Origin of the sequence: Sphingomonas sp. BK036 (assembly GCF_004216825.1) — a bacterium.
Lineage (GTDB): Bacteria > Pseudomonadota > Alphaproteobacteria > Sphingomonadales > Sphingomonadaceae > Sphingomonas.
Genome location: NZ_SGXR01000003.1, coordinates 610,432 through 634,924, shown reverse-complemented (window position 1 = coordinate 634,924; position 24,493 = coordinate 610,432). Strand labels below are relative to the sequence as shown.

Sequence of the window (24,493 nt, the reverse complement as noted above, 5' to 3'; positions counted from 1 at the left end):
CCTGACGAAAGTCAGGATCCAGAGCCACGCAGGGCGGCATTCGTTACTCTGGATCCTGACTTTCGTCAGGATGACGGGGGTGTGGCGGGACGTCGGTCCCCCTCCCGCTCCCGAGACGACCGCGGTATAGGCCCCGCATGCACCTCCGCGCAGCCGCCATCGTCGTCGCCGTCCGTCAGCACGGCGAGCATGGCGCGATCGTGCGTGCGCTGACCCGCAACGACGGCGTGCAGCCCGGCTATGTCCGCGGCGGGCGGTCGCGCGCGATGCGACCCGTATTGCTGCAGGCGAACGTCATCCAGGGCGAATGGCGCGCGCGCACCGGCGAGCAGCTCGCCTCGCTCACCGCCGAGTTGATCCACAGCCGCGCGCAGATGCACGGCGAGCCGCTGGCGGCAGGCGCGCTCGAATGGGCGACCGCGCTGACCGCGGCGGCGTTGCCCGAAGCGCAGCCCTATCCGCAGATCCACGACGCGCTCGACGGCCTGCTCGGCGCGATCGAGGCGGCGCCGTCGGCGCGCGGCTGGGCCGCCGCGCTGGTGCGGTATGAATTGCTGATGCTGGCGGAGCTCGGCTTCGGGCTCGACCTCGACCGGTGCGTCGCGAGCGGCACCGCGGACGATCTCGGTTTCGTCTCCCCCAAGAGCGGTGCCGCGGTCTCGCGCGGGGCGGCGTTCGGCTATGAGGCCAAGCTGCTCAGATTGCCCACCTTCCTTATGGTCGGCGGCGAGGCGGACTGGCCCGACATCTTCGACGGGCTGCGATTGACCGGCCATTTCCTCGCGCGCGACATCCTCGTCGACCGGCGCGCCGACCCGTTGGCGGCGCGCGATCGGCTGGTCGATCGGCTCAAAAGGGCGGTTGCGTGAGCGCGCACCGCCCGGCAAGGGCCGCGCAGGAGGAACGCACATGCCCTTGATCGCGATACTGGCCGGCGACGGCATCGGACCCGAAGTCACCGCGGAAGCGCGCCGGGTGCTCGATACGCTCGGCCTCGACCTGACCTATGAAGAGGGCCTTGTCGGCGGCGCCGCGTTCAAGGCGGCGGGGCATCCGCTGCCGACCGAGACGCTCGACCTCGCCCGCCGTGCCGACGCCATCCTGTTCGGTGCGGTCGGCGATCCCGATTGCGATGCGCTCGAACGCCAGTTCCGCCCCGAGCAAGCCATTCTCGGCCTGCGCAAAGACCTCGGCCTGTTCGCGAACCTGCGTCCCGCCAAGCTGTTCGCAGGGCTCGAGGATGCGTCCGCGCTGCGTCCCGAGATCGCGCGCTCGATCGACATGGTCATCGTCCGCGAACTGACCGGCGACGTGTATTTCGGCGCGAAGGGCATCCGTACTACCGCCGACGGCCTGCGCGAGGGCCATGACGAGATGCGCTATGACGAGGCCGAGATCGCGCGCATCGCCCGCGTCGGCTTCGAGACCGCACGCACGCGCAAGGGCAAGCTGCTCTCGGTCGACAAGGCCAATGTGCTCGAAACCTCGCAGCTGTGGCGCGACGTCGTGATCGAGGTGTCGGCCGACTATCCCGATGTCGAACTCAGCCACATGTATGTCGACAACGCGGCGATGCAGATGGTCCGCAATCCCGGCCAGTTCGACGTGATCGTCACCGGCAACCTGTTCGGCGACATCCTGTCCGACGAGGCGTCGATGTGCGCGGGCTCGATCGGCATGCTGCCATCGGCTGCGCTCAACGACTCGAACAAGGGCATGTACGAACCGATCCACGGCAGTGCGCCCGACATCGCCGGGCAGGGCAAGGCCAATCCGTGTGCGGCGATCCTGTCGGCGGCGATGATGCTGCGCCACTCGCTCGACCTGCCCGACGCCGCCGACCGGATCGAGGCTGCGGTCGCCGCGGCGATTCTCGGCGGCGCGCGCTCGCCCGATCTGGGTGGTACGCTGACGACGCGTGAGATGGGCGATGCGGTGTTGGCCAACCTCGCTTGACCGGCGCCCTGCTCGAGCTCGCGATCGTCATCCCGACGTTCAACGAGAAGGGCAATGTCGCGACGTTGATCGCCAAGCTCGATCAGGCGCTCGTCGGGCGCCGGTGGGAGGCGATCTTCGTCGACGACGACAGTCCCGACGGGACCGCCGACGCCGCGCGCGCGATCGCGCGGCTCGACACGCGGGTGCGCGTGATCCAGCGGATCGGCCGGCGCGGGCTGTCGTCGGCGTGCATCGAGGGGATGTGCGCCACCGCGGCGCCGTTCGTGGCGGTGATCGACGGCGACCTCCAGCATGACGAGACCGTGCTGCCCGCGATGCTCGACCTGCTCAAGACCGGCGAGGCCGAGGTCGCGATCGGCTCGCGCTTCGTCACCGGCGGCTGCACCGGCGAATGGGACAGCGACCGCGTCGCCAAGTCCGCGCTGGCGACCCGGCTTTCGCGGCGCGTGCTCAAATGTGATCTCAACGATCCGATGAGCGGGTTCTTCATGATCCGCACCGACATCGTGCGCCAGCTCGCGCCGTCGCTGTCGGCGATCGGGTTCAAGATCCTGCTCGACCTGCTGACCGCGTCGCCGACGCCGCTCCGCTTCGTTGAGATTCCCTACACCTTCCGCTGCCGCACCGAGGGCGAGAGCAAGCTCGATCACGTCGTCGCGATGGAATATCTGATCGCGCTGTACGACCGGATGTTCGGCCGGTTCGTGCCGGTGCGGTTCGCGATGTTCTCCGCGATCGGCGTGCTCGGCGTCGGCATCCACATGGCGGTGCTGACCGCGCTGTTCGTCGGGTTCGGTGCGAATTTCCTGGTCGGCGAGATCGTCGCGACTCTCGCCGCGCTCACCTTCAACTTCTTCCTCAACAACGCGCTGACCTATCGCGATCGCCGGCTGAAGGGGTGGCGGCAACTCGTCGACGGCTGGGTGTCGTTCGCGGTGATCTGCTCGGTCGGCGCAGTCGCCAATGTCGGCATCGCCGCGTTCCTGTACGAGATGCGCGATGGCGCCTGGGCGGCGTCCGCGCTGATCGGCGTGCTGGTCGGCGCGGTGTGGAACTACGCACTGTCGTCAAAATTCACCTGGGGGCGGTATTAGGGCAAGCGACCGTTACGGCCGCAAGGCTTGTCATCGCGGCTCCCCAGCGGCAAAGCGGCGCGCATGAAGCGCAAGACCGGCCAGGATCGTTCGATCACCCAAAATTGGCGTCCCGCGACGCGCGCCATTCGCGGCGGCACTGCCCGCAGCGAATATGGCGAGACGTCGGAGGCGTTGTTCCTCACCTCGGGCTATTGCTACGACAAGGCGGGCGACGCCGCAGCGCGCTTTGCCGGCGAGCAGGAGGGGATGACCTATTCGCGCCTGCAGAACCCGACCGTGCAGATGCTCGAGGAGCGGATCGCGCTGCTGGAGGGTGCCGAGGCGTGCCGGACGATGGCGACGGGCATGGCCGCGATGACCGCGGCGCTGCTCTGCCAGCTTCAGACCGGCGATCATCTCGTGGGCGGGCGCGCGGCGTTCGGGTCGTGCCGCTGGTTGACCGACACGCTGCTGCCGAAGTTCGGGATCGCGACGACGATCGTCGATGCGCGCGATCCGCAGGCGTTCCTCGACGCGGTCCGCCCCGAGACCAAAGTGTTCTTCTTCGAGACGCCCGCCAACCCGACGATGGACATCGCCGACCTGAAGGCGATCTGCGACATCGCGCGCGAACGCGGCATCACCACCGTGGTCGACAATGCGTTCGCGACTCCGGCGCTCCAGCGGCCGATGGAGTTCGGCGCGGACGTCACCGCCTATAGCGCGACCAAGATGATGGACGGGCAGGGCCGCGTGCTCGCCGGCGCGGTCTGCGGGACCGAGGATTTCATCACCAACACGCTGCTGCCCTTTACCCGCAACACCGGGCCGACCTTGTCGCCGTTCAACGCGTGGGTGGTGCTCAAGGGCCTCGAAACGCTCGACCTGCGCATCCACCGCCAGTCCGAGAACGCGATGAAGGTCGGGCAATTCCTCGAAGGCCGCGTGCCGCGCGTCCTGCACCCCTTCCTGCCGAGCCACCCGCAGCACGAACTCGCGATGCGCCAGATGGACGCGTGCGGCCCGATCTTCGCGTTCGAGGTCGAGGGACGCGAACAGGCGCATGCGTTGCTCGACGGGCTCGAACTCGTCGACATCTCGAACAACATCGGCGACTCGCGCTCGCTGATGACTCACCCCGCCTCGACCACGCACGCGAGCGTCTCGCCCGACAAGCAGGCCGAGATGGGCGTGACCGAAGGCCTGCTGCGGATCAACGTCGGGCTTGAGGACGCGCAGGACGTGATCGACGACCTCGACCAGGCCCTGAGCAAGGCTGGCCTATGAAAGCGCTGTTCCCCAACGCGGCGACGACCGATGGGGTAACGGTGCGCGTCTCGGTCAGCTACCTGCCCGAACAGTCCGAGCCCGAGCGTGGCCGCTGGTTCTGGGCCTATCACATCCGCCTCGAGAACGACGGCGACGAGAGCGTCCAGCTGCTCACCCGCCACTGGGTGATCACCGACGGCCGCGGCGCGCGTCACTCGGTCGAGGGTGAAGGCGTGGTCGGCGAACAGCCAGTGATCGAGCCGGGCGCCAGCTTCGATTACGTCTCCGGCTGTCCGCTCGCGACCCCGTCGGGTGCGATGCAGGGCACGTACCGCATGGTCCGCGAGGACGGCGCGATCTTCGACGTCGAGATCCCCCGTTTCGCGCTCCTCGCGCCCGCGGTGTTGCATTGATGCGCGCGCAGCACATTGACCGTCACCCCAGCGAAAGCTGGGGTATCCCTGTTGGCCGCCGTGACGCCCGCCCCATGAATATCCCAGCTTTCGCTGGGATGACGGGTGAGGCCGGGGTGACGGATGTTGGCCGGGTCCTCGCTGCCCAAGGTCCCGTCCAATGAAGCGCACGCATCTCCCGCTCAACGGCCTGCGCGTACTCGACGCGGCTGCGCGGCATCTGTCGTTCACGCGCGCCGCGGACGAGTTGGCGGTGACGCCCGCCGCGGTCGGCCAGCAGATCCGCGCGCTTGAGGATACGCTCGGCGTCGTCCTGTTCCGGCGCACCACGCGCGGGCTCGAACTCACCCCCGAGGCGGAGGCTGGCCTCGGCGCACTACGTGGCGGCTTTCTCCAGTTCGAGGAAGCGGTTCGCGCGATGCAGGCCGGCCAGTCCTCCAAATCGCTGACGATCGCCGCGCCGCGCGATCTGACCGAGAAATGGCTGATGCCGCGGCTCGCACAGATTGCCGAGGCCGATCCCGAACTCCGCTTCGTGCTGATCACCGCGGACGAGAATGTCGACTTCACCGAGGCCAATCTCGATCTCGCGATTCGCTGGGGCGATGGCCCGGGCGAGCATGAGGGCGAGGCGATCGAATCCGAAGGCATGGTGACGATCGCGGCACCCGGCAGGGACGGCGATTCGGCGATCGCGTGGTCGGGTGAGGACGGCGTGGCGCTGGTCCGCGTCACCGACGCCGGGCTCGCGATCGACGCGGCCGCAGCAGGCCTTGGTCGCGCGACGGTACCCGAACTGCTTGCCCGCCGCGACCTTGCGCAGGCACGCGTGCGGATCGTCGGCGAACCGCAGCCGTCCAAGGGCGGCTACTGGCTCGTCGCCCCGCTGCCGCAGTGGCGCCAGAAGAAGGTCCGGGCGCTCGTGGACGCCCTTACCGCGTGAGGCAGCCCGGGCGTAGACCACGGCGTGCCGGCGTCTCGCCGGTCCTCAAGACGCGGCGGCTGCGGTTGCGCCCGCTCGTCGAGGGCGATGCGCCGGCGCTCCACCCGATGCTCGCCGATGCCGAGCTGATGACCTATTCCGCCGATGGTCCGCTCGGCAGCGTAGACGACGTCCGCATGTATCTCGCCGAGGAGGCCGCGCCGGGCAACCAGCGCACCTGGGCGATCACGCGCACCGGCGATGACCGCGCGATCGGCTGGGTCTCGGGCAGCGAGGCCGACGGGGCCGGGGTGACCGAGATCGGCTTCATCCTCGCGCGCGAAGCCTGGGGCCGGGGGATTGCGCGCGAAGCGGTGTCCGCGGTGATCGACCGGCTGTTTGCCGAAGGACGCAAGCGCGTGTTCGCGGATGCCGATACCGAGAATGCGGCGTCGATCACGTTGCTCGAGCGGCTGGGGTTCCGGCGCGAGCGGCTGTTGCAGGGCGAGTGGGAGACGCATCTCGGCCTGCGCGACAGCCTGATCTATGGGCTCTGCGCGGATAGCTGGCAGGCCGCCGGGCGGGCCTAGGTCACGTCCTTTCCCGATGTCCGCCACCCCGGCGGAGGCCGGGGCCCAGTTGGAAAGGTGGTCGTAACGGCACGCTGCCCTCAGTCAGCGACGTCCCCCAACTGGACCCCGGCCTTCGCCGGGGTGGTGGCAAAAGCGGGGGTGTACCCTTGGAGTGGCGCCCCTACCGCGCCGCCAACACCGCCAGCGCCCGCCCGATCAGCCCCACGAACCGAAGCTCGTTCACCGCATCGTCCGCGCGGTGCCAGTTCCCGGTCGCGGCATACCAGCGCCCGTCCTTCGCCTGGACGAGATAGTTCAGGCTGAGCACCCCCGGCTCGCCGCCACCCTTGAACCCGACATAGCGAAACCGCGTCGCGATTGCCGGATCGACGCCGGCATTGACCGCCAGGATCGCGCGGGTCGTGTCGTCCGCCACACGCAACCGATCCAGCAGCCCCGCCATCGCCGCCGGGCTGGCAAACCATTCGACGCTGTCGACCGCCACGGGCTTGCCCGCAAAGACGCCCATGTCGAGCTTCGTCGTCGCAATCTCCACCGCATGGTCGACCAGCAGCGCGCGCCGGTCGACGACCGACCCGGCGCCCCAGTCTTTCGTCAGCGCGGGATCGCTCTTCAGCGCGAACATCTCCCGAGTCGTCATCACGGGCACGCTGCCGCCCGCGCTCTCCGCCATCGCATCGACCTTCGTGCGCCCAAGCATCGTCAGCAGCGTATCGGTCGCGGTGTTGTCGCTGATCGAGATCATGAGCGTCGCGAGCGTCTGCAAGGTCGCAGGCGATCCCGCGGGCCAGGTCTGCAGCACGCCGGAGGGGAGTGACGGCGCACCGACCTTCACGACATCGGCCCAATGCCGCTCGTCCGCCGCCACCTGCCGCGCGAGTTCCGCCAGCACCCATAGCTTGAACGCAGACCCGAGCGGCGCGGCAATATCGGCACGATAGTCGAAAATCGGCTGCGGCGTGCCGTCGCCGAGCGCATACAGCCCGAAACCGCTGGCCCCCGGCAGCGCGCGAAATTCCGCCTCGATCTTGGCGAGACTATCGTCGCGTGCGGCGGTGCCGGTGATCAGCAGACCGGTCGCGGCATGCGGCGCGGCCGGATCGAGCGCGAGCCGAACGCTCGCCGTCCCCCGCGCATAGCCGACGACCAAATCCGCGGACCAAGCCGACGTCGCGGCCAGCGACTCGATCTTCCGTGGCGCGCCGAGCGTTGCCTTCAACTGCGCGACGATCGTCGCGAACCGCGTCTGCGGCACCTTGTCGCGGAAGCTCGCGGCGAAATACGTGTCGTACGCGCCGCGGCCGTCGAGGATCGCGACCAGCGCATCCACCTTTGCTCGCAGCGCCGGATCGGCCACGCCCTGCGCCACCGCACCGACGGGCAGCAGGGCTACCACCAGCGCGACCAGCCAGAGCGTGAGCGCGCGCATCAGTTCTTCAGCTTCCACCCGCTCTTGAGCAACCGGTAGCACAAGGTCGCGAGCACGACGTCGATCACCAGGATCACGATCCCGCCGATCATCACCGGCGAATCGGCGATCCCCAGGAACCCGTAGCGAAAGCCCGAGATGATGTAGAAAAACGGGTTCGCATGGCTGAACGCTCGGAAGGCGGGGGCCAGCTTGTCAACGGAATAGAAGGTGCCCGACAGCAGCGACAGCGGTGCGATCACGAAGTTGGTGACCGCGGCGGCATGATCGAACTTGTCCGCCCAGATCGACGTCAGCACGCCCAGCAGCGCGAGGAACACCGCGCCGAGCAACCCGAACCAGATGATCGCGAGCGGCGCGTGCGGCGTCACGTGCACGCCGGGATACAGCGCCATCGCCGCCCACACCACGACCCCGACGATGACCGCGCGAGTCACAGCGCCACCGACCAGCGCACCCAGCAACTCACCCGTCGATAGCGGCGGCTGGAGGTAGTCGACGATCGTCCCCTGCATCTTGCCGACCAGCAGCGAGAAGCTCGCATTGGCGAACGCGGGCCCCATCATGCCCTGCGCGATGATCAGGCCGGGGGCGATGAAATCGGCGAACGCGACGATCTGTCCGTCGACCGGAACCGGGCTTCTCGCGCCGGTCGCGATGGTGAACACGATCAGAAACAGAAGGGTCGTGATCGCCGGCGCCCACACCGTCTGAAGCTGCACCTTGAAGAAACGGCGCACCTCCTTGATATAGAGGGTTCGCAATCCCTCCCAGTTCACGCTCTTGATGACGGGAACGCCGGGGGCGGAATGCACCGCCGAATGGATTTCACCGATTGGGGGCTGGCTGCTCATGGAGGTTGCGGGTAATCGCTGCCGCTGCTGCCCGCAACCGCTTAACACTGGCCGGCTGACGCTGACTAAGGAACGAATATGTCCTGGACCGACGAGCGCATCGCGACGCTCAAGACGATGTGGGAGGCCGGGCAGACCGCCAGCCAGATCGCCGAAGCGCTTGGTGGCGTCAGCCGCAACGCCGTGATCGGCAAGGCGCACCGCCTCGAACTGCAGGCGCGCCCGTCGCCGGTGAAGCCGAACGATCCCGACGCCAAGGCGGCCGCCGCGACGACCGAGGCATCAGCTCCCGTCGCAGCGCCGGCGCCCGAGCCCTTCGCCGCACCGGAGCCCGTCGAGGTTGCAGCGCCTGCGCCCGCACCGGTCGCGCCGCCCGTTGCCGCCGCCAAGCCCGCCGCGCCCGAACCGGTCGCCGAAGAGCCCGAGGACGACGCGGATGAAGACGAGGACGAGGACGAGGCGGCACCCGCCGTCGCCGCGCCCGTTCGCGCGCCGCAGCCGATCCTGCGTTCGGTCGGCCCCGGCGGCTTCCTCCGCCAGGCCCCCGGCGAGCAGCAGCCGCCGAGCACGCCCGCGCCGCCGCGTCGTCTCGTGCCCGCCAAGCCGTCCGCCGAGATGGCGAACAAGACGAGCCTGCTCGAACTCAACGACCGCATCTGCAAATGGCCGCTGGGTCATCCGGGCGAGCCTGATTTCCATTTCTGCGGCAAGGCCGTGAACCCGGGCTTCCCCTATTGTGTCGATCATTGCGGCCATGCGTACCAGGCGCAGCTCCCGCGCCGCGATCGCCGCCCGACGCCACCGCTGCCGTTCGGCGGCCCGCGGCCGCGCTAAGGCTGCTTTGATACGGGCGCGCCGCTAGCCCCACCCGTCATCCTGACGAAAGTCAGGACCCAGGATACCGCCAAGCTAGCGTGTTTGGCTCTGTGTCCTGACTTTCGTCAGGATGACGAGGTGGGTGGTACATCGATCGTGACATGAAAAAGGCCGCTTCCTCGTTCGGGAAGCGGCCTTTTCTGTCTCAGCTCGCCATGGGCAAAGCCCATGTCGTCGGCCGCGGCGAGCCGCGCCGGCCGGGCTTGGGCGAGTCCTGCACCAGCTTGGTGCAGGCCGCCCTGCGCCTCAGAACCGGAACGCCACCGTGCCGCGGACGCTGTGCCACCGGAAATTATCGTCCGACCGCTTGAACGCAGTCCCGGCCGTGTTCGGCGCGAGGACGAAGGGGTTGGTCGCCGGCTGCGTCCCGCGCGTGACGAGGACGCGGTAATCGTCGTCCTGATACTGGTGGAACATATATTCCAGCCCGACCGAGACGTTCTTGGCCAGCTTCTGCTCGATGCCGCCGCCGCCGGTGATGCCGAACTGGTTTTTCTTGCCGCTCTGGGCATAGGCGTTGGCGGTGTTGCTCGAATAGAAATCGCGGTTGATCCGCGCATAGCCCGCGCCGAACGTGCCGTAGAACAGCGTGGTGTTGACCGCATAGCCCGCACGGCCGCGGATCGACGCTTCCCAATCGAGGTCGCGCGTCATCGTGTAGAAGGCGGGCGTGGTCGAGAATGCGCTGACGCTGTCGCGGATGTTCGACTTGCCGAACTCGCCGACCACGCCGACGACGATGTTGCCCATCTGCTGGTCGATCCCGACTCGCGCATAATAGGCCGTGTTGTTCTTGTCGTTGCGGCAGCCACGGCCACCGACGGCGGGTGCGGTGCTGCTGGTCGCGGCGCCGTTGCAGAAGCCGGGCGAGAACGCGTTGGCGCCCGTCGCGGTCGTGACCGCATCGCCGAACCGGCCGTCGAGGTTGCGGTCGAACTGGATCGACGACCCCACATCGTTCGGCTGCACGTCATATCCGCCGGCCGCGCCGACATAGATGCCGCTGAACGGTGCGGCGTCGTCGGCCATCTCCTGTGCCGCGGCAGGCGTCGCGGCGAATCCCAGTGCGGCGGTCCCGATCAGGGCCACCATCATCGTCTTGTTCATGTTCACTCCCGGAAACATCATGACAGGTTTTTCATAAACGGGGCGGCCGTGGGAATTTCTCCCCGCAACGCAACAATTTGGGCGCGTGTGACTTTCGAGTAACAGGGAGAACAAACAGAGCCTGTGGCTTTGTCCAGCGCCTGCGGCTACGCTCAACGCATGGCTGAAGATCTGTTCGCGTCCCCGGGCGCACCCGGCGTCGGCAAAGCCGCCGCCAATACCTATGACGCCTCCTCGATCGAGGTGCTCGAGGGGCTCGAGCCCGTACGTCGCCGCCCCGGCATGTATGTCGGCGGCACCGACGAGCGCGCGCTGCACCACCTCGCCGCCGAAGTGCTCGACAATGCGATGGACGAGGCGGTCGCGGGCCACGCCACGCGCATCGAGGTGACGCTCGACGCCAACAACCGCCTGACGATCGTCGACAATGGCCGCGGGATTCCGGTCGATCCGCATCCCAAGTTCCCCGACAAGTCCGCGCTCGAGGTGATCCTCTCGACGCTCCACTCAGGGGGCAAGTTCGCGGGCAAGGCCTACGCCACCTCGGGCGGCCTGCACGGCGTCGGCATCAGCGTCGTCAACGCGCTGTCGTCGGACACCGTCATCGAGGTCGCACGCGATCGCCAGCTCTACCGCCAGCGCTTCGCCAAGGGCCAGACGCTAGGCCCGATCGAGCATCTCGGGCCCACGCCCAATCGCCGCGGCACCAGCGTCGCGTTCACCCCCGATACCGAGATCTTCGGCACCGAGCTGAACTTCAAGCCCGCGCGTCTCTACAAGCTCGTCCGCTCGAAGGCGTATCTCTTCGCGGGCGTCGAGATCCGCTGGCATTGCGCGCCCGACCTGATCGGTGACGATACACCCGCGCAGGCGGTCTTCCAGTTTCCCGGCGGCCTCGCCGATCACCTGCGCGACCAGATCGCCGGCCGCGAATGCGCGACCTCCGATTTCTTCTCGGGCTCGCAGGACTTCCCGAGTGCGAACGGCGAGACTCAAGGGCGCGTCGAATGGGCGGTCGCCTGGCCGCTGTGGAGCGACGGCTCGTACAGCTGGTATTGCAACACCATCCCGACCCCCGATGGCGGCACGCACGAACAGGGCCTGCGCCAAGCGCTCGTCCGGGGCCTGCGCGCGTTCGGCGATCTCGTCGGCAACAAGAAGACCAAGGATATCAGCGCGGACGACGTGATGGTCGGCAGCGAGCTGATGCTGTCGGTCTTCATCCGCGAACCGCAGTTCCAGAGCCAGACCAAGGATCGCCTCACCAGCCCCGAGGCCGCGGGCCTCGTCGAAAAGGCGGTCCGCGATCATTTCGACCATTTCCTCAGCCACAACATGGATCGCGGCAAGGCGCTGCTGAACTATGTGCTCGAGCGGATGGACGAACGCCTGCGCCGCAAGCAGGAACGCGACGTCAAGCGCAAGACCGCGACCTCCGCGCGGAAACTGCGCCTGCCCGGCAAGCTGACCGACTGCTCCGCCAACTCGCCCGAAGGCACCGAGCTGTTCATCGTCGAGGGCGATTCGGCAGGCGGTTCGGCCAAGCAGGCGCGTGATCGGAAAACGCAGGCGATCCTCCCGATCCGCGGCAAGATCCTCAACGTCGCGTCCGCCACCAGCGCGAAGATCTTCGCCAACCAGGAAATCGCCGACCTGACGCTCGCGCTTGGCTGCGGCACGCGCAAGGACTGCACGCCCGACACGCTGCGCTACGAACGCATCGTCATCATGACCGACGCAGACGTCGACGGCGCACATATCGCCACGCTGCTGATGACGTTCTTCTTCCAGGAGATGCCCGAACTCGTCCGCCGCGGGCACCTCTACCTTGCGCAGCCGCCGCTCTACCGCCTGACCGTCGGCACCAAGAGCATCTACGCCCGCGACGACGCGCACCGCGCCGAACTCGAGCGCACCGTGTTCAAGGGCAAGAAGGTCGATGTCGGCCGCTTCAAGGGCCTTGGCGAGATGAACCCGAGCCAGCTCCGCGAAACGACGATGGACCCCGCCACGCGCGGCATGCTCCGCATCACGCTCCCGCAGGAATATGAGGAACGGGCAGGGGTCAAGGATCTCGTCGACCGCCTGATGGGCAACAACCCCGCCCACCGCTTCGCCTTCATCCAGGAAAATGCGGGCCGCATGGACGAGGAAGCGATAGACGCGTGAGCAAAGGCCAAGGTCCAGCCTAGGTCGCTAGATTCGGTATCTGCCGATCACGCCGTCCATGACGCCGCAAAATTCTTCGTAACGATCATCTTGCGTAACCAATACATGCGCATACACTGTTCCGATCGCGGCCCGTACGCCGTCGAAATGAATAGGGGTATCTGCATGATCCCGTTTGCTTTCGTTTTGCTTCAGGCGGCCGTTTCCAGTCAGGCGGCCGCGCCACCTCCCGTCGCGCCCGCGCAGTCTGTCGATGGCGAGGGAAAGACCATCGTGGTGGTCGGTCGGCGGGTCGAGGACAGCGCACGCGCGCTGGCAGCCTGTATCGCGCGGCAGTGTCCGCCGAAGGAGGAGATCGACGCCTCGCTGGCGTATGCGGAGGACCAGTTCCTCGCAGGCGATTATCCCGAGGCGCAGCGCACGTTGGCAAAGGCACGCGGGCGCAACATGCGGTACAAACGCGAATTGCCCGTCGAAGTCGGCGATCTGTTGCGGGCCAGCGGCCGGATGCTGGCGGTGAACGGGCAACGCGATGCCGCGCGCATTACCGCCATCGACTCGCTCGACGCGCTCAAGAGCGGCCTTCCCTCGACCGACCGACGGATCTTCATCCAGCGACTCGCGGTCGGCGACGCGTTCGCCAAGGATGGCCGCTTCATCGCCGCGCGCGACGTCTACAACAAGGTCGCGAATCAGGCGGCGGCGGCGGGGGACGTCCGGGTCAAAGGCTATGCGCTCTTTCGTATCGCGGGCCTGTACACGTCGATTGCGCCACTCGTGCCGGCGTATCGGCAAACCGCGTTCGATTCGCTCCGTCGCATCGACGAGACGACCGAACCCGATCTGGCACCGTTTCGCGATGCCGCGAAGTTCCTGCGGTGCCGCCTGCAGGGCACGGGCGTCAACGCCGGGCGTGACTGTATCGCGGCGACGAATACCGATCGTGTCAGCAAGGCCGAACTCATCTACGCGCCGCCGATCGACCTGAACAACTGGCGGCAGGAAAACCCCTCGACCGTGGCGCGGTTGCACGGCGAGGCAACGCCGCAATGGGCCGACGTCGCATTCCGGGTCGCGCCCGATGGAACGGTCCACGACATCGATACCGTTCGCACGTCGACCGATGTGGATGCGGGCTGGATGAAGCTGGTGACCGACGCGCTGGGCGAGCGCCGGTACCGGCCCTTGGAACGCGCCCCATCCGATCCGGGGCTTCGGCGGATCGAGCGATATTCCATCGTCTACGACGTCGTCAGCATGAAGGGGACGCGGATCCGTGCGCGGTCGTCCGTTCCGCATATCGAGATACTCGATCTGACGGTCGAGCCTGGAATGAGCTGACCAGCCACGGCGGCAACCGGGCCGTCGCCACCGGTTTGCCGTACCGAATCGGCACGGCGCCCATGGCTGCACCAGCCGGGTCATGGCGCATGGCGTCTAACCGGTGTTGCCCCGGGCGTCTCGGCCTCGTATCAAGCAGCTCGGGCGGCCGATAAGGGTCGCCCTCGTTTTTTGAAGGAGCTGCCGTCGTGACCATCACCCCGCTCATGCCCGTCTACCCGCGGTGTGGCGTGCGTCCGGTCCGAGGCGAGGGCGCGTACCTCTTCGGTGAGGACGGCCAGCAATATCTCGATTTCGCCAGCGGCATCGCGGTCAACGCGCTCGGTCACGCGCACCCGCATCTGACCAAGGCGATCGCCGACCAGGCCGCCACACTGATGCACGTGTCGAACCTGTACGGCAGCCCGCAGGGCGAGCATCTCGCGCAGCGGCTCGTTGACAACACGTTCGCCGACACGGTGTTCTTCACCAACTCGGGTGCGGAAGCGGTCGAGTGTGCGATCAAGACCGCGCGGCGCTATCATTTCGCCAATGGCAATCCTGAGCGTCACACGCTGATCACGTTCGACACCGCGTTTCACGGCCGTACGCTGGGCGCGATCTCGGCGACCAACCAGGCCAAGATGCGCGACGGGTTCGAGCCGCTGCTGCCCGGATTCGCCTATGCCAAGTTCAACGATCTCGAAGGCGCGCTCGCGCTGATCGACGACAACACCGCGGGCTTCCTGGTCGAGCCGATCCAGGGCGAGGGCGGTATCCGCCAGGCGAGCCCCGAGTTCCTCCAGGGCCTGCGCAAGGCGTGCGACGAGCATGGCCTGTTGCTCGTCCTCGACGAGGTCCAGTGCGGCTATGGCCGGACGGGCAAGTTCTTCGCGCACGAGCTGTACGGCATCACCCCCGACATCATGTCGGTCGCCAAGGGCATCGGCGGCGGCTTCCCGCTCGGCGCGTGCCTCGCGACCGAGGAAGCGGCCAAGGGCATGGTCGCGGGCACGCACGGCTCGACCTATGGCGGCAACCCGCTGGCGATGGCGGCGGGCGAGGCGATCCTCGACGTGATCCTCGAGGACGGGTTCCTCGCGCACGTCACCGCGATGGGCGACCGGTTGCGCCAGGGGCTCGAGCAGATGATCCCCAACCACGATCACCTGTTCGACAGCGTCCGCGGCACCGGGCTGATGCTGGGGCTGAAGCTGAAGAGCGACAGCCGCGCGTTCGTCGCGTTCGCGCGCGATCATCACAATCTGCTGCTGGTGTCGGCGGGCGAGAACGTCATCCGCATCCTGCCGCCGCTGGTGATCGACGAGAGTCATATCACCGAGTGCCTCGACAAGCTGTCGACCGCCGCACGCGTCTACGTGCCCGCCGCCGACGATTGAAATATTCCTCCCCGGTACGGGGAGGGGGACCATGCGAAGCATGGTGGAGGGGGATCGCCCCGCAGCGCAGCGCTCGTGGAGGCCCCCCTCCACCCCGCTCTGCGAGCGCGGTCCCCCTCCCCGTGCCGGGGAGGATGATATGACCCGCCATTTCCTGAATCTCACCGACGCCGGCGCCGACGGCATCGCCGCGATGCTCGCCGACGCGCTCGATCGCAAGGCCGCGCGCGTCGGCTTCCCCAAGGGCCGCGCCGATGCCGACGCGCCGCTCGCCGGCCACACGCTGGCGATGGTGTTCGAGAAGAATTCCACCCGCACGCGCTTCTCGTTCGACATGGCGATCCGCCAGCTCGGCGGCACCTCGATCGTCTCCGACGCAGGCTCGATGCAGCTCGGGCGCGGCGAGTCGGTCGCCGATACCGCGCGCATCCTGTCGGGCTATGTCGACGCGATCATGATCCGTACCGACGATCACGCCAAGATCGAGGAGATGGCGCATTACGCCAGCGTCCCCGTCATTAACGGCCTGACCGACGCGTCGCATCCCTGCCAGATCATGGCCGACCTGCTGACGATCATCGAGAGCGGCAAAACGCTGCCCGGCCTCAAGGTCGCGTGGCTCGGCGACGGCAACAACGTGCTCGCCTCGATCGTCGAGGCGGCCGGGCTGATGCAGTTCGACGTCGTCGCCGCCTGCCCGCAAGGCTATCAGCCGACCGAGGCGGACGTCGCGCTCGGCAAAGGCCGCGCGAAGGTCGTCGCGTCGCCGCAAGAGGCGGTCGAGGGCGCGGACATCATCGTCACCGATACCTGGATCTCGATGGGGCAGGCACATGCCGAGACGAAGCTGAAGGCGCTGACCCCGTACCAGGTCGACGCCGCGCTGATGGCGTTGGCCAAGCCCGACGCGAAATTCCTCCACTGCCTCCCCGCACATCGCGGCGAGGAGGTCACGCCCGAGGTGATCGACGGCCCGCAGTCGCTCATCTGGCAGGAAGCCGAAAACCGCCTCCACGCGCAGAAATCGGTGCTGCGCTGGTGCTTCGGTCAGATCGGTTGAAGGGGCGGGGCGAGCTCCCCATTTTCACCCTTCGCCTGCCCGTCATCCCAGCGCACGCTGGGATCTCCCGATAACGGAGAATGCCCTTGCGGCACGAGATCCCAGCGTTCGCCGGGACGACGGTCGGCGTTGTGATGACGAGGTGAAGCTTTGAACGACCCCAACATGACCGATCTCGACCGCGCGCTGGCGTTTGCGATCCCCGCCCGCAGCGCCCGCGGTCGGATCGTCCGGCTCGGCACCGCACTCGACGAGGTGCTCGCCGCCCACGCCTATCCGCCAGCGATCGAGAAGCTGCTCGCCGAGGCGCTCACGCTCGCCGCGCTGATCGGTTCGACGCTAAAGGACGCCAGCGGCCAGCTGACGATGCAGACTCGCACCGACAACGGCGTCGTCCAGCTGCTGGTCTGCGATTACCGCGGCGGCGAAGTCCGCGGCTATATCGAATATGACGCGGACAAGCTCGCCGAGGCCCCCGCCGAGCCGTCGCTATTCGCGCTGTTCGGCGCGGGCTATCTCGCGATCACCTTCGACATGGCGAGCAGCAACGAGCGGTATCAGGGCATCGTCCCGCTCGACGGCGACACGCTGTCGGAGGCGGCGCAGAGCTATTTCACGCAGTCCGAGCAGATCCCGACGATGGTCCGCACCGGCATGGCCAAGGGCCCCGACGGTCGCTGCGTCGCGGGCGGGCTGTTCCTCCAGCACCTCCCCGAGGGCGAGGACGGGCGCGAACGGCTGCACACCAAGCTCGATCATCCCGAATGGGAGCATGTCGCCACGCTCGGCAACACGATGGGCGCGGACGAGCTAACCTACGCCGCGCTCCCGCTGGAAACGCTCGTGTGGCGGCTGTTCAACGAGGAGGAGGATGTCCGCATTCTCGCTGACATCCCAATCACGCGCGGCTGTCGCTGCGATCCCGACTATATCAAGGGCGTGATCTCGAAATTCCCGATAGAGGAACGGCGATCGATGGCGGACGAGACGGGGTTCATCGTCGTCGACTGCGCGTTTTGCGCCAAAAAATTCCCGGTTCCGGTCGAAGACTGATGCTGCGTCGCACCTGATCTAGGTAAGGCGAGGAATTAATGTCTTATTTACCCATTTCGGGTATATAGTCGGCTGTGCTTTTAGTTCGGCACGTTTTTTCTCCCTAGTGGCGCGGTTCGCGCCAACCTCAGGGGCCGCCTCACCGGGCGGCCCCTTTCTTTTTGCCCGCCGCTGGCCTAGCGAACGGCGCATCATGACATCTCCTGCTCCCTATGCGGTCGCCCTCGTCTCGGGCGGGCTCGACTCGATGGTATCCGCCGCACTTGCGCGCGAAGCCGGTCAGCGCGTGCTCGCGCTTTCCTTCGACTATAACCAGCGCCACCGCATCGAACTCGATGCCGCGCGCCGTGTCGCGCAGGCGCTGGGGGCCGAGCGCCACATCGTTCTGCCGATGGACCTCTCGGCGTTCGGCGGCTCTGCGCTCACCGCCGATATCGACGTGCCGAAGGACGGCGTCGGGACAGAAGACGGCGGCGGTATCCCCGTCACCTATGTCCCCGCGCGCAACACGATCTTCCTGAGCCTCGCGCTCGGCTGGGCGGAGGCGTCGGGTGCACGCGACATCTATATCGGCGTCAACGCACTCGATTATTCGGGCTATCCCGACTGCCGCCCCGAGTTCATCGCCGCGTTCGAAGGCCTTGCCGAACTCGCGACCAAGGCCGGGGTCGAGGGCGACCCGTTCCGCATCCAGGCGCCGCTGCAGATGATGACCAAGGCGGACATCGTGCGCGAAGGCACGCGCTTGGGCCTCGATCTCGGACTCAGCTGGTCGTGCTATGATCCGACGCTCGACGGCAAGCATTGCGGCGCGTGCGACAGTTGCCGCCTGCGCTCGAAGGGGTTCGAGGACGCCGGGATCGCCGATCCGACCGTCTACGCCGAACGTCTCGGTACGGAGCACGGCTGACCGATGAGCTATGCGGTCAAGGAGATGTTCCTGACGTTGCAGGGCGAGGGCGTGAACGCCGGTCGCCGGGCGGTGTTCGTGCGGTTTGCCGGCTGCAATCTCTGGTCGGGGCGCGAACAGGATCGTGCGACCGCGGTGTGCCGGTTCTGCGATACTGAATTCGTCGGCACCGATGGGCTTGGCGGCGGCAAGTTCGCCGATGCACAGGCATTGGCGTCAGCGGTCGCAGGCTTCTGGGGCGAAGGCTCGCAGGACCGGTTCGTCGTGCTGACCGGGGGCGAGCCGATGCTCCAGATCGACGACGCGATCGTCGATGCGCTCCACGCGCACGGCTTCCGGATCGCGATGGAGAGCAATGGGACGATTGCCGCACATCCCGGCATCGACTGGATCTGCGTCAGCCCCAAGGCGGGCAGCGTCGTCGTCCAGCGTACCGGGCACGAGCTCAAGCTGGTCTGGCCGCAGCCCGGCACCGATATCGACGATGTCGAGACGTGGGACTTCGCGAACCTGCTGCTCCAGCCGCTCGACGATCCGCGTGCGGACGCGAACCGCGAGGCCTGCGTCGATATGGTGATGGAGCGGCCGCAATGGCGCTTGTCGCTCCAGACGCACAAGCTGCTGGGCCTGCGCTAAACGACCGGGCTCCGGCCCCGCGCATCATGGCCCCGGGAAGGAAGGGGCGAAATGCGCGGGGCCGGCGCGATCCTCAACGTCCGGCGATACCGACGCCCTCCGGCGGCCAGTTCTGCGCGCCGCACTTCTTGGCGACCCACTCGCCCTTTTTGTCCCAGCAGATCGCATCGAGCCGCGGCATCGGCGCATTGCGGTCGCGACCGATATAGCGCGGGAAGCGCTGCTCGCCCCACGGGATCAGGCTGTTGCGCAGCTCACGCGAGCGCGCCAGCGCGACGTCGGCGAAATGCCCGCGCGGCGCGAACACCGCATCGCGACCGATCGACGCGGCGGTCTGGCAGAAGCCATATTGCGCGGCGACCGTGGCGAAGCTCGAATAGGTGCGCGTCCCGAACTGGTCGAGCGCGGCCTGGCCGGCGCGCGGACCCGCCGCCTTGTTCACGCGGAGGAAATATTTGGTCAGCGTATCGAACGCGCCCTTCAGCTCGTCGCCATGATCAGCGAGGATCGAGTTGTAGTTCGGCACGGTCAGCAGCGTCGGCTCGAACTGGCATTGCAGTGCGGCGACGTTGAGCGCGGCGCGCATGTGCCACACCAGCGCGGCGCGCGTTTCGGCGGACGTGGCGCCGGGCAGGGGCTGGCCGAGATCGGCCTCGTCACCGACCACCGCCGCACCCGAAAAGTCGCGCGACTGCAGGAAAAACTGCGCCGACGCCGACTGCGCTACGGCAAGCCCGCTCGACGCCACGCAGAGCGCGAGCGCAGTACGCAACACTTTCATTCAAACCTCCCCAGGGGCATTCCAAGTCGACGAATCTAAAGCGTTTCCGTCAAACCCCCAAGCGATTTTAACCTTTTGGGCAGCACGATTTCACGCGTCCAGCATACCGATTCGACGGCTGCGAAACGACCCAGCTTTACCGCCGTTCATGCCCTGATCGGATCGCCCGATCCACCCCCGGCAAGCCCGCAACGCGAAAGGGCCGCCCGGTTGCCCGGACGGCCCTTCACACTAGCAATGTGTTTGAAGGCCGTCCGCCGAAGCGGCTGGCCCTCGCGACGATTACATCGCGTTGTTGGTCATCATGGTGTCGTTCGACATCATCGTGTCGTTTGCCATCATGCTGTCGTTGGCCATCATGCCACCGTTCGACGCACCGTCAACGGCGGTCATGTTGTCGGTCATGGTGTCCATGCCCTCGGTGGCGTTCATGTCGGTGACCATCGTGTTGTCGGTGGTCGTCTCGGTCTTCGGACCGCAGGCCGACACGGCGAGTGCCGCGCTGGCGATCAGCGAACCGGTCAGGACCTTGGAAATGAGTGCACGCATGTGGAAGCTCCCTAGATAGAGGATTTGGCTGGCTGCTCGCCCTTAATACCCAAATCGTAGTGGACATTAATCCGATAACGCTTTGCCCTCAAGCCTCGTTTTCTTGAGGACAAGAAACTGTTTCAAGGAAAGCATCGACCGTCAACGCAAGCGCAGCGTCGAAGGTTGCAAGGTCCGCCGAAATGCCAAGCGATTGCAGGCTGGTAACGCCGTACTCGGGAAGCCCGCACGGGACGATGCCACCAAAATGGGCCAGGTCGGGTGCTACGTTCACCGAAAAGCCGTGGAGCGTCACCCAGCGTTTCACGCGTACGCCGATCGCACCGATCTTCGCTTCATGCCCGTTTTCCAGCGTCCAGATGCCGACGCGGCCATCGACCGCGAACGCCGCTACGCCGAGTTCGCCGAGCGCCGCGATCACCCAGGATTCGAGCGCATGGACGTAGCAGCGCACGTCGCGCCCCCGCTTGGTGAGGTCGAGCACGACATAGCCGATCCGCTGGCCCGGCCCGTGATAGGTGTATTTCCCGCCGCGCCCGGTCGGGATTACCGGAAAGCGCGCATCGATCAGGTCGCCCGGTTCCGCGCTGGTCCCCGCGGTGTAGATCGGCGGGTGCTCGAGCATCCACAGCAGTTCGCGCGCGTCGCCGGCGCCGACCGCGGCCGCGCGCGCCTCCATCTCGGCCAGCGCATCGGCATAGGGGGTGAGGCCGGCGCTGGTGCGCCACTCGATCTCGGGGGGAAGGGGGCTGGTCACCCCTCCCAATTGCGCACCCCGGCCCCAAGTTGCAACTCCGACGCGCCCTGCACCCATCCCGCAACTGTGTGGTCAAGCGCGGGGGCTTGGGCTAGTCCGCGCAGGAACGGGAACGGGGAGTTCGGCACATGGTGAAGATGGGAACGGTCTGGGACCGCACGATCGAGGTGCTCAACGGGCGCACCGGCATGATCGCGCCGATCGCGCTGCTCGGCATGCTCCTGCCCAGCGTCGTCCGCGACGGCTTTGCGGCCTATTCGACGCCGGGCACGATGCAGTTCGCCCTGGTCGGCTTTGTCCTCGCGATCGGCACGCTGGCGGCGATGCTGTGGGCGCAACTCGCGATCGTCGCGATCGCGAGCGATCCCGCCACCGATGCGGCCTCCGCGCGTCGCCAGGCCGGCGCGCGCCTGCTGCCCGCGCTCGGTATCACCACGCTGCTCACGGTCCTCGCGATGCTGCTGGCGGTGCCGCCGGTGATCGTCCTCCTCCAGTCGGGGTTCGATTTCGCCGCCGCCGCCAATGGCACCAGCGCGCAGATGACCCCGCCCAGCGCGGGTGCGGCCGGGTTCACCGCACTCTATGGCCTCGCTTATCTGGTGGTGGCGATCTGGATCGGCGCGCGGCTGGTGCTGCTCAACCCGGTCATCCTCAACGAACGCCGCGGGACCGGCGCGATCCGCCGTTCGCTCCAGCTGACCAAGGGGCTGGCATGGCGGATCATCGGCGTCCTGATCCTGTTCGCGATCGTCATGCTCGTCTCGACCTGGGCCGCACAGTCGGTGACGGGGATCATCTTCCGCCTTGCGCTCGGTGCCGACGGGATCGTCACCGCCACCTTCCTGTCGGGCATCGCCGCGACGATCGTCACCACCGCCTTCACCGTGCTCGCGGCGGTCTTCACCGCGCAGCTCTATGTCGCCGTCAGAGAGAAACACGCCGTCCCATGAAGCTCGATTTCGCGACCGTCCTCACCGATGCCTGGACGCTGTTCAAGCGCGACCGCGACCTGTTGCTGCGGATCGCCGCGCCGTTCCTGTTCCTACCCGCCTTCGCGCTCGCTTTGGTCGTCCCCGATCCGCCGATGCCGGTGGCGGGCGCCGGCGACAACGAGGCGCAGGCGATGGCCTGGGCCGATGCGGTGCAGACCTGGGCGGCGGCGCATGGCGGCTGGTATCTGCTCGCCTATGTGATGAGCTTCTTCGGCACGTCGCTGTTCTACGGGCTGTATCTCGATCGCGACAAGCTTGACCTGCGTCAGGCGCTGACCCGCTGCCTGCGAATCTTCCCGCGCTTCCTGCTGGCGATGGTGATCGTGTCGCTGCCGGCGGGGGCAGGGTTGCTGCTCTATGCGATACCGGGCCTCTACATCCTCGGCCGGACGATGCTGACCGGCCCGGCACTGTTCGCGGAGGCGCCGCTCGGCGCGCTCGGCGCGATCCGCCGGAGCTTCGCGCTGAGCCGCGGCGCGGGGTTGCCGCTGATGGGCCTGGCGGCGTTCAGCTACATCTCCGGCTGGCTCGCCGGCGCGCCCTTCATGATGCTCGACCGCGCGCTGCGCGAGGGGGGCGAGCCCAACCCCGTGGCGCTCGTGATCGTCGATGCCGGCGCCGCGGTCGCCGCCATGGCGGCGGGCATCGCGATGGCGCTGATCGCGATCTCCGCCTACCGCCGCCTGGCGCGGTAGGGCGGCGCTCGCCCAATAGACAGCACCTCCCCGGCGAAGGCCGGGGCCCAGGTGGAAAGGTCGCAGTAACCGGGCGCATCGCGCAGTTGGCAACGTCCCCCAACTGGACCCCGGCCTCCGCCGGGGTGGTGAACCCGGTCGAAGGGGGTCGATGCAGTACCTGGGGTGGCGGAGTAGGGGGCTACCCCAGCTTCCCCAGATACGGAATCTGCGGCGCGATCTCCGGCGGCAACACCCCCGAAACCCGCGGATCGGGAAACGTCTCGATCGTCCGCTTCACCGCCACGAACCCCTGCGCGCGGTAGAAGCCCAGCGCGCTCGGATGATCGAGCGTGCACGTATGCAGCCAGACCCGCTCCACTCCCTTCGCCCAGGCCCGCGCGCACGCCTCGGCCATCAGCCACCGGCCATGGCCTTGCCCGGCCAGTTCGGGGATCAACCCGAAATACGAGATCTCGCACGCACCCGCCTCGCGGAAATCGAGTTCGAGCATCCCGACCTCGATCCCCGCCGGATCGAGCACCGCATACACCGCGATCCTCGGATCATGGACGATCGCCGCCAGCACCTCGTCCGCCATCACCAGCCGCGAGAACCAGAGCCACGGGCCGCCGACCCGCCGGAACAGCGCGCGGTATTTCTCCAGCGCGGGGCGGTCCCACCGCACCAGCCTCAGCCGCGACCCCGGGCTCGGCCTGAGCGGCGGCCGCGTCCGCATCTCGAGCGTCGTGACGATCGTCGCCAGCGTGTCGCCGGCGACCGGGATCAGCGCCATCCTACGACCAGGTCGCGCGCGGCGGCAGGCTCATCAGGATCGCGTCGATATTCCCGCCGGTCTTCAGCCCGAACAGCGTGCCGCGATCATAGACGAGGTTGAACTCGGCATAGCGCCCGCGCCATTCGAGCATCCGCGCCTCGTCGGCCGCATCGAACGGCGTGTTCATCCGCCGCCTTACGATCCGCGGATAGGCGTCCAGAAACGCCTCGCCGACATCGCGCGTGAACGCGAAGTTGGTCTCGAAATCGCCATCGAGGTGATCGAAGAAGATCCCGCCCACGCCGCGGCCGACCTTGCGGTGCGGGATGTAGAAATAGGTCTCCGCCCACTCCTTGAACCGTGGGTAGTGCGTCGGGTCATGCGCGTCGCACGCCGCCTTCATCGTCGCGTGGAAGTCGGCCGTATCCTCCTCGATCGGCAGCGGCGGGTTGAGATCGCCGCCACCCCCGAACCAGCGCTTGGTGGTGTTGAGGAAGCGGCAGTTCATGTGCACCGCGGGCACGTGCGGGTTTGCCATGTGCGCGACCAGGCTGATCCCGGTCGCGAAGAAGCGGGGGTCTTCGTCCGCGCCGTGGATCGACTTGGCGAACTCGCCTTCGAACGTGCCGCCGACGGTCGAGACGTTGACGCCGACCTTCTCGAACACGCGGCCCTTCATCACACCCATCACGCCACCGCCGCCGGGCCCGCCCGACGGATCGATCCGGTCCCACGGCGTGTAGGCGAACGCGGCATCGGAGCCCGCCTCGCGCTCGATCGCTTCGAATTCCGCGCAGATGCGGTTGCGAAGCGATTCGAACCAGTGGCGGGCGGCGGCTTGTTGGGGGTCGAGTTCGATCATGGCGCCACCCCTACCAAATCCTCCCCGGCACGGGGAGGGGGACCGTTCGGCTAC

At 67.4% G+C, this 24,493-nt stretch carries 25 protein-coding genes; 17 read left to right on the top strand and 8 right to left on the bottom strand.

What is annotated here, in order from left to right:
• Nucleotides 1-137: 137 nt before the first annotated feature.
• From recO to EV283_RS03035, 7 genes are all read left to right on the top strand, one after another.
• Entirely contained in the window at nt 138-869 is a 732-nt protein-coding gene (gene recO / locus EV283_RS03065; protein ID WP_130322566.1) for a DNA repair protein RecO, read from the top strand.
• A 40-nt stretch (nt 870-909) separates the two neighbouring features.
• On the top strand, nt 910-1,956 hold the full coding sequence (gene leuB, locus EV283_RS03060) for a 3-isopropylmalate dehydrogenase (protein ID WP_130322564.1): 1,047 nt from the start codon (nt 910-912) through the stop codon (nt 1,954-1,956).
• Nucleotides 1,953-3,053: a glycosyltransferase family 2 protein gene (locus EV283_RS03055; protein ID WP_130322562.1), complete on the top strand. Its 1,101-nt coding sequence runs from the start codon at nt 1,953-1,955 to the stop codon at nt 3,051-3,053. Before leuB ends, EV283_RS03055 begins: the two co-directional genes overlap by 4 nt.
• 63 nt (nt 3,054-3,116) lie before the next feature.
• Complete coding sequence (locus EV283_RS03050) at nt 3,117-4,322, top strand: aminotransferase class I/II-fold pyridoxal phosphate-dependent enzyme (protein ID WP_055881074.1); 1,206 nt, start codon at nt 3,117-3,119, stop codon at nt 4,320-4,322.
• Nucleotides 4,319-4,717: a Co2+/Mg2+ efflux protein ApaG gene (apaG, locus tag EV283_RS03045; RefSeq protein ID WP_130322560.1), complete on the top strand. Its 399-nt coding sequence runs from the start codon at nt 4,319-4,321 to the stop codon at nt 4,715-4,717. The genes EV283_RS03050 and apaG overlap by 4 nt, the downstream gene beginning before the upstream one ends.
• A gap of 160 nt (nt 4,718-4,877) precedes the next feature.
• Nucleotides 4,878-5,660 carry a LysR family transcriptional regulator gene (locus EV283_RS03040; protein WP_130322558.1) on the top strand — a complete coding sequence of 261 codons (783 nt, stop codon included), beginning with the start codon at nt 4,878-4,880 and terminating at the stop codon, nt 5,658-5,660.
• The gene (locus EV283_RS03035) at nt 5,657-6,229 is read left to right on the top strand and encodes a GNAT family N-acetyltransferase (protein WP_130322556.1); all 573 of its coding nucleotides are present in this window, start codon (nt 5,657-5,659) and stop codon (nt 6,227-6,229) included. Before EV283_RS03040 ends, EV283_RS03035 begins: the two co-directional genes overlap by 4 nt.
• A 163-nt stretch (nt 6,230-6,392) precedes the next feature.
• Here EV283_RS03035 and EV283_RS03030 read toward each other — a convergent pair whose 3' ends face one another.
• Nucleotides 6,393-7,661, bottom strand: a complete 1,269-nt coding sequence (locus tag EV283_RS03030) for a serine hydrolase (protein ID WP_130322554.1) — start codon at nt 7,659-7,661, stop codon at nt 6,393-6,395.
• Entirely contained in the window at nt 7,661-8,515 is an 855-nt protein-coding gene (locus tag EV283_RS03025; RefSeq protein WP_130322552.1) for an ABC transporter permease, read from the bottom strand. Before EV283_RS03025 ends, EV283_RS03030 begins: the two co-directional genes overlap by 1 nt.
• Nucleotides 8,516-8,593: 78 nt before the next feature.
• On the opposite strand from EV283_RS03025, the gene EV283_RS03020 reads away from it, so the two are divergent.
• Nucleotides 8,594-9,349 carry a GcrA family cell cycle regulator gene (locus EV283_RS03020; RefSeq protein WP_130322550.1) on the top strand — a complete coding sequence of 252 codons (756 nt, stop codon included), beginning with the start codon at nt 8,594-8,596 and terminating at the stop codon, nt 9,347-9,349.
• 288 nt (nt 9,350-9,637) lie between these two features.
• Here the strand turns inward: EV283_RS03020 and EV283_RS03015 are convergent, their stop codons facing one another.
• Nucleotides 9,638-10,498, bottom strand: a complete 861-nt coding sequence (locus EV283_RS03015; protein ID WP_242615757.1) for an outer membrane beta-barrel protein — start codon at nt 10,496-10,498, stop codon at nt 9,638-9,640.
• Between the two features lie 159 nt (nt 10,499-10,657).
• Here EV283_RS03015 and parE point away from each other — a divergent pair, with 159 nt between their 5' ends.
• From parE to queE, 7 genes are all read left to right on the top strand, one after another.
• Complete coding sequence (gene parE / locus EV283_RS03010) at nt 10,658-12,667, top strand: DNA topoisomerase IV subunit B (protein ID WP_130322548.1); 2,010 nt, start codon at nt 10,658-10,660, stop codon at nt 12,665-12,667.
• 165 nt (nt 12,668-12,832) lie between these two features.
• Nucleotides 12,833-14,008 (top strand): hypothetical protein, encoded by a 1,176-nt coding sequence (locus tag EV283_RS03005; RefSeq protein ID WP_130322546.1) that lies wholly within the window; start codon nt 12,833-12,835, stop codon nt 14,006-14,008.
• Between the two features lie 188 nt (nt 14,009-14,196).
• Nucleotides 14,197-15,387: an aspartate aminotransferase family protein gene (locus EV283_RS03000; RefSeq protein WP_130322544.1), complete on the top strand. Its 1,191-nt coding sequence runs from the start codon at nt 14,197-14,199 to the stop codon at nt 15,385-15,387.
• A 139-nt stretch (nt 15,388-15,526) separates the two neighbouring features.
• Entirely contained in the window at nt 15,527-16,447 is a 921-nt protein-coding gene (argF, locus tag EV283_RS02995; RefSeq protein ID WP_130322542.1) for an ornithine carbamoyltransferase, read from the top strand.
• A 165-nt stretch (nt 16,448-16,612) separates the two neighbouring features.
• Complete coding sequence (locus EV283_RS02990) at nt 16,613-17,500, top strand: Hsp33 family molecular chaperone HslO (RefSeq protein WP_130322540.1); 888 nt, start codon at nt 16,613-16,615, stop codon at nt 17,498-17,500.
• 193 nt (nt 17,501-17,693) lie between these two features.
• Complete coding sequence (gene queC, locus EV283_RS02985; protein WP_130322538.1) at nt 17,694-18,410, top strand: 7-cyano-7-deazaguanine synthase QueC; 717 nt, start codon at nt 17,694-17,696, stop codon at nt 18,408-18,410.
• A gap of 3 nt (nt 18,411-18,413) precedes the next feature.
• Nucleotides 18,414-19,046, top strand: coding sequence for a 7-carboxy-7-deazaguanine synthase (queE, locus tag EV283_RS02980; RefSeq protein ID WP_107956886.1), 633 nt, complete (start codon nt 18,414-18,416; stop codon nt 19,044-19,046).
• Between the two features lie 73 nt (nt 19,047-19,119).
• On the opposite strand, the gene EV283_RS02975 is transcribed toward queE, so the two are convergent.
• From EV283_RS02975 to lipB, 3 genes are all read right to left on the bottom strand, one after another.
• A complete protein-coding gene (locus EV283_RS02975; protein WP_130322536.1) occupies nt 19,120-19,827 on the bottom strand; it encodes a hypothetical protein in 708 nt (235 codons plus the stop codon).
• A gap of 282 nt (nt 19,828-20,109) precedes the next feature.
• On the bottom strand, nt 20,110-20,376 hold the full coding sequence (locus EV283_RS02970; protein WP_056411591.1) for a hypothetical protein: 267 nt from the start codon (nt 20,374-20,376) through the stop codon (nt 20,110-20,112).
• Between the two features lie 88 nt (nt 20,377-20,464).
• Complete coding sequence (gene lipB, locus EV283_RS02965; RefSeq protein WP_242615756.1) at nt 20,465-21,133, bottom strand: lipoyl(octanoyl) transferase LipB; 669 nt, start codon at nt 21,131-21,133, stop codon at nt 20,465-20,467.
• Between the two features lie 128 nt (nt 21,134-21,261).
• Between lipB and EV283_RS02960 the strand changes: the two genes are divergently transcribed.
• Both EV283_RS02960 and EV283_RS02955 read left to right on the top strand, forming a co-directional pair.
• The gene (locus tag EV283_RS02960; protein WP_130322532.1) at nt 21,262-22,083 is read left to right on the top strand and encodes a glycerophosphoryl diester phosphodiesterase membrane domain-containing protein; all 822 of its coding nucleotides are present in this window, start codon (nt 21,262-21,264) and stop codon (nt 22,081-22,083) included.
• Entirely contained in the window at nt 22,080-22,820 is a 741-nt protein-coding gene (locus tag EV283_RS02955; protein ID WP_056411585.1) for a hypothetical protein, read from the top strand. Before EV283_RS02960 ends, EV283_RS02955 begins: the two co-directional genes overlap by 4 nt.
• Nucleotides 22,821-23,001: 181 nt before the next feature.
• On the opposite strand, the gene EV283_RS02950 is transcribed toward EV283_RS02955, so the two are convergent.
• Together EV283_RS02950 and hemF are read right to left on the bottom strand one after the other, a co-directional pair.
• Nucleotides 23,002-23,595, bottom strand: coding sequence for a GNAT family N-acetyltransferase (locus tag EV283_RS02950; protein ID WP_130322530.1), 594 nt, complete (start codon nt 23,593-23,595; stop codon nt 23,002-23,004).
• Between the two features lies 1 nt (nt 23,596).
• Nucleotides 23,597-24,439, bottom strand: coding sequence for an oxygen-dependent coproporphyrinogen oxidase (gene hemF, locus EV283_RS02945; RefSeq protein ID WP_130322528.1), 843 nt, complete (start codon nt 24,437-24,439; stop codon nt 23,597-23,599).
• Nucleotides 24,440-24,493 lie beyond the last annotated feature (54 nt).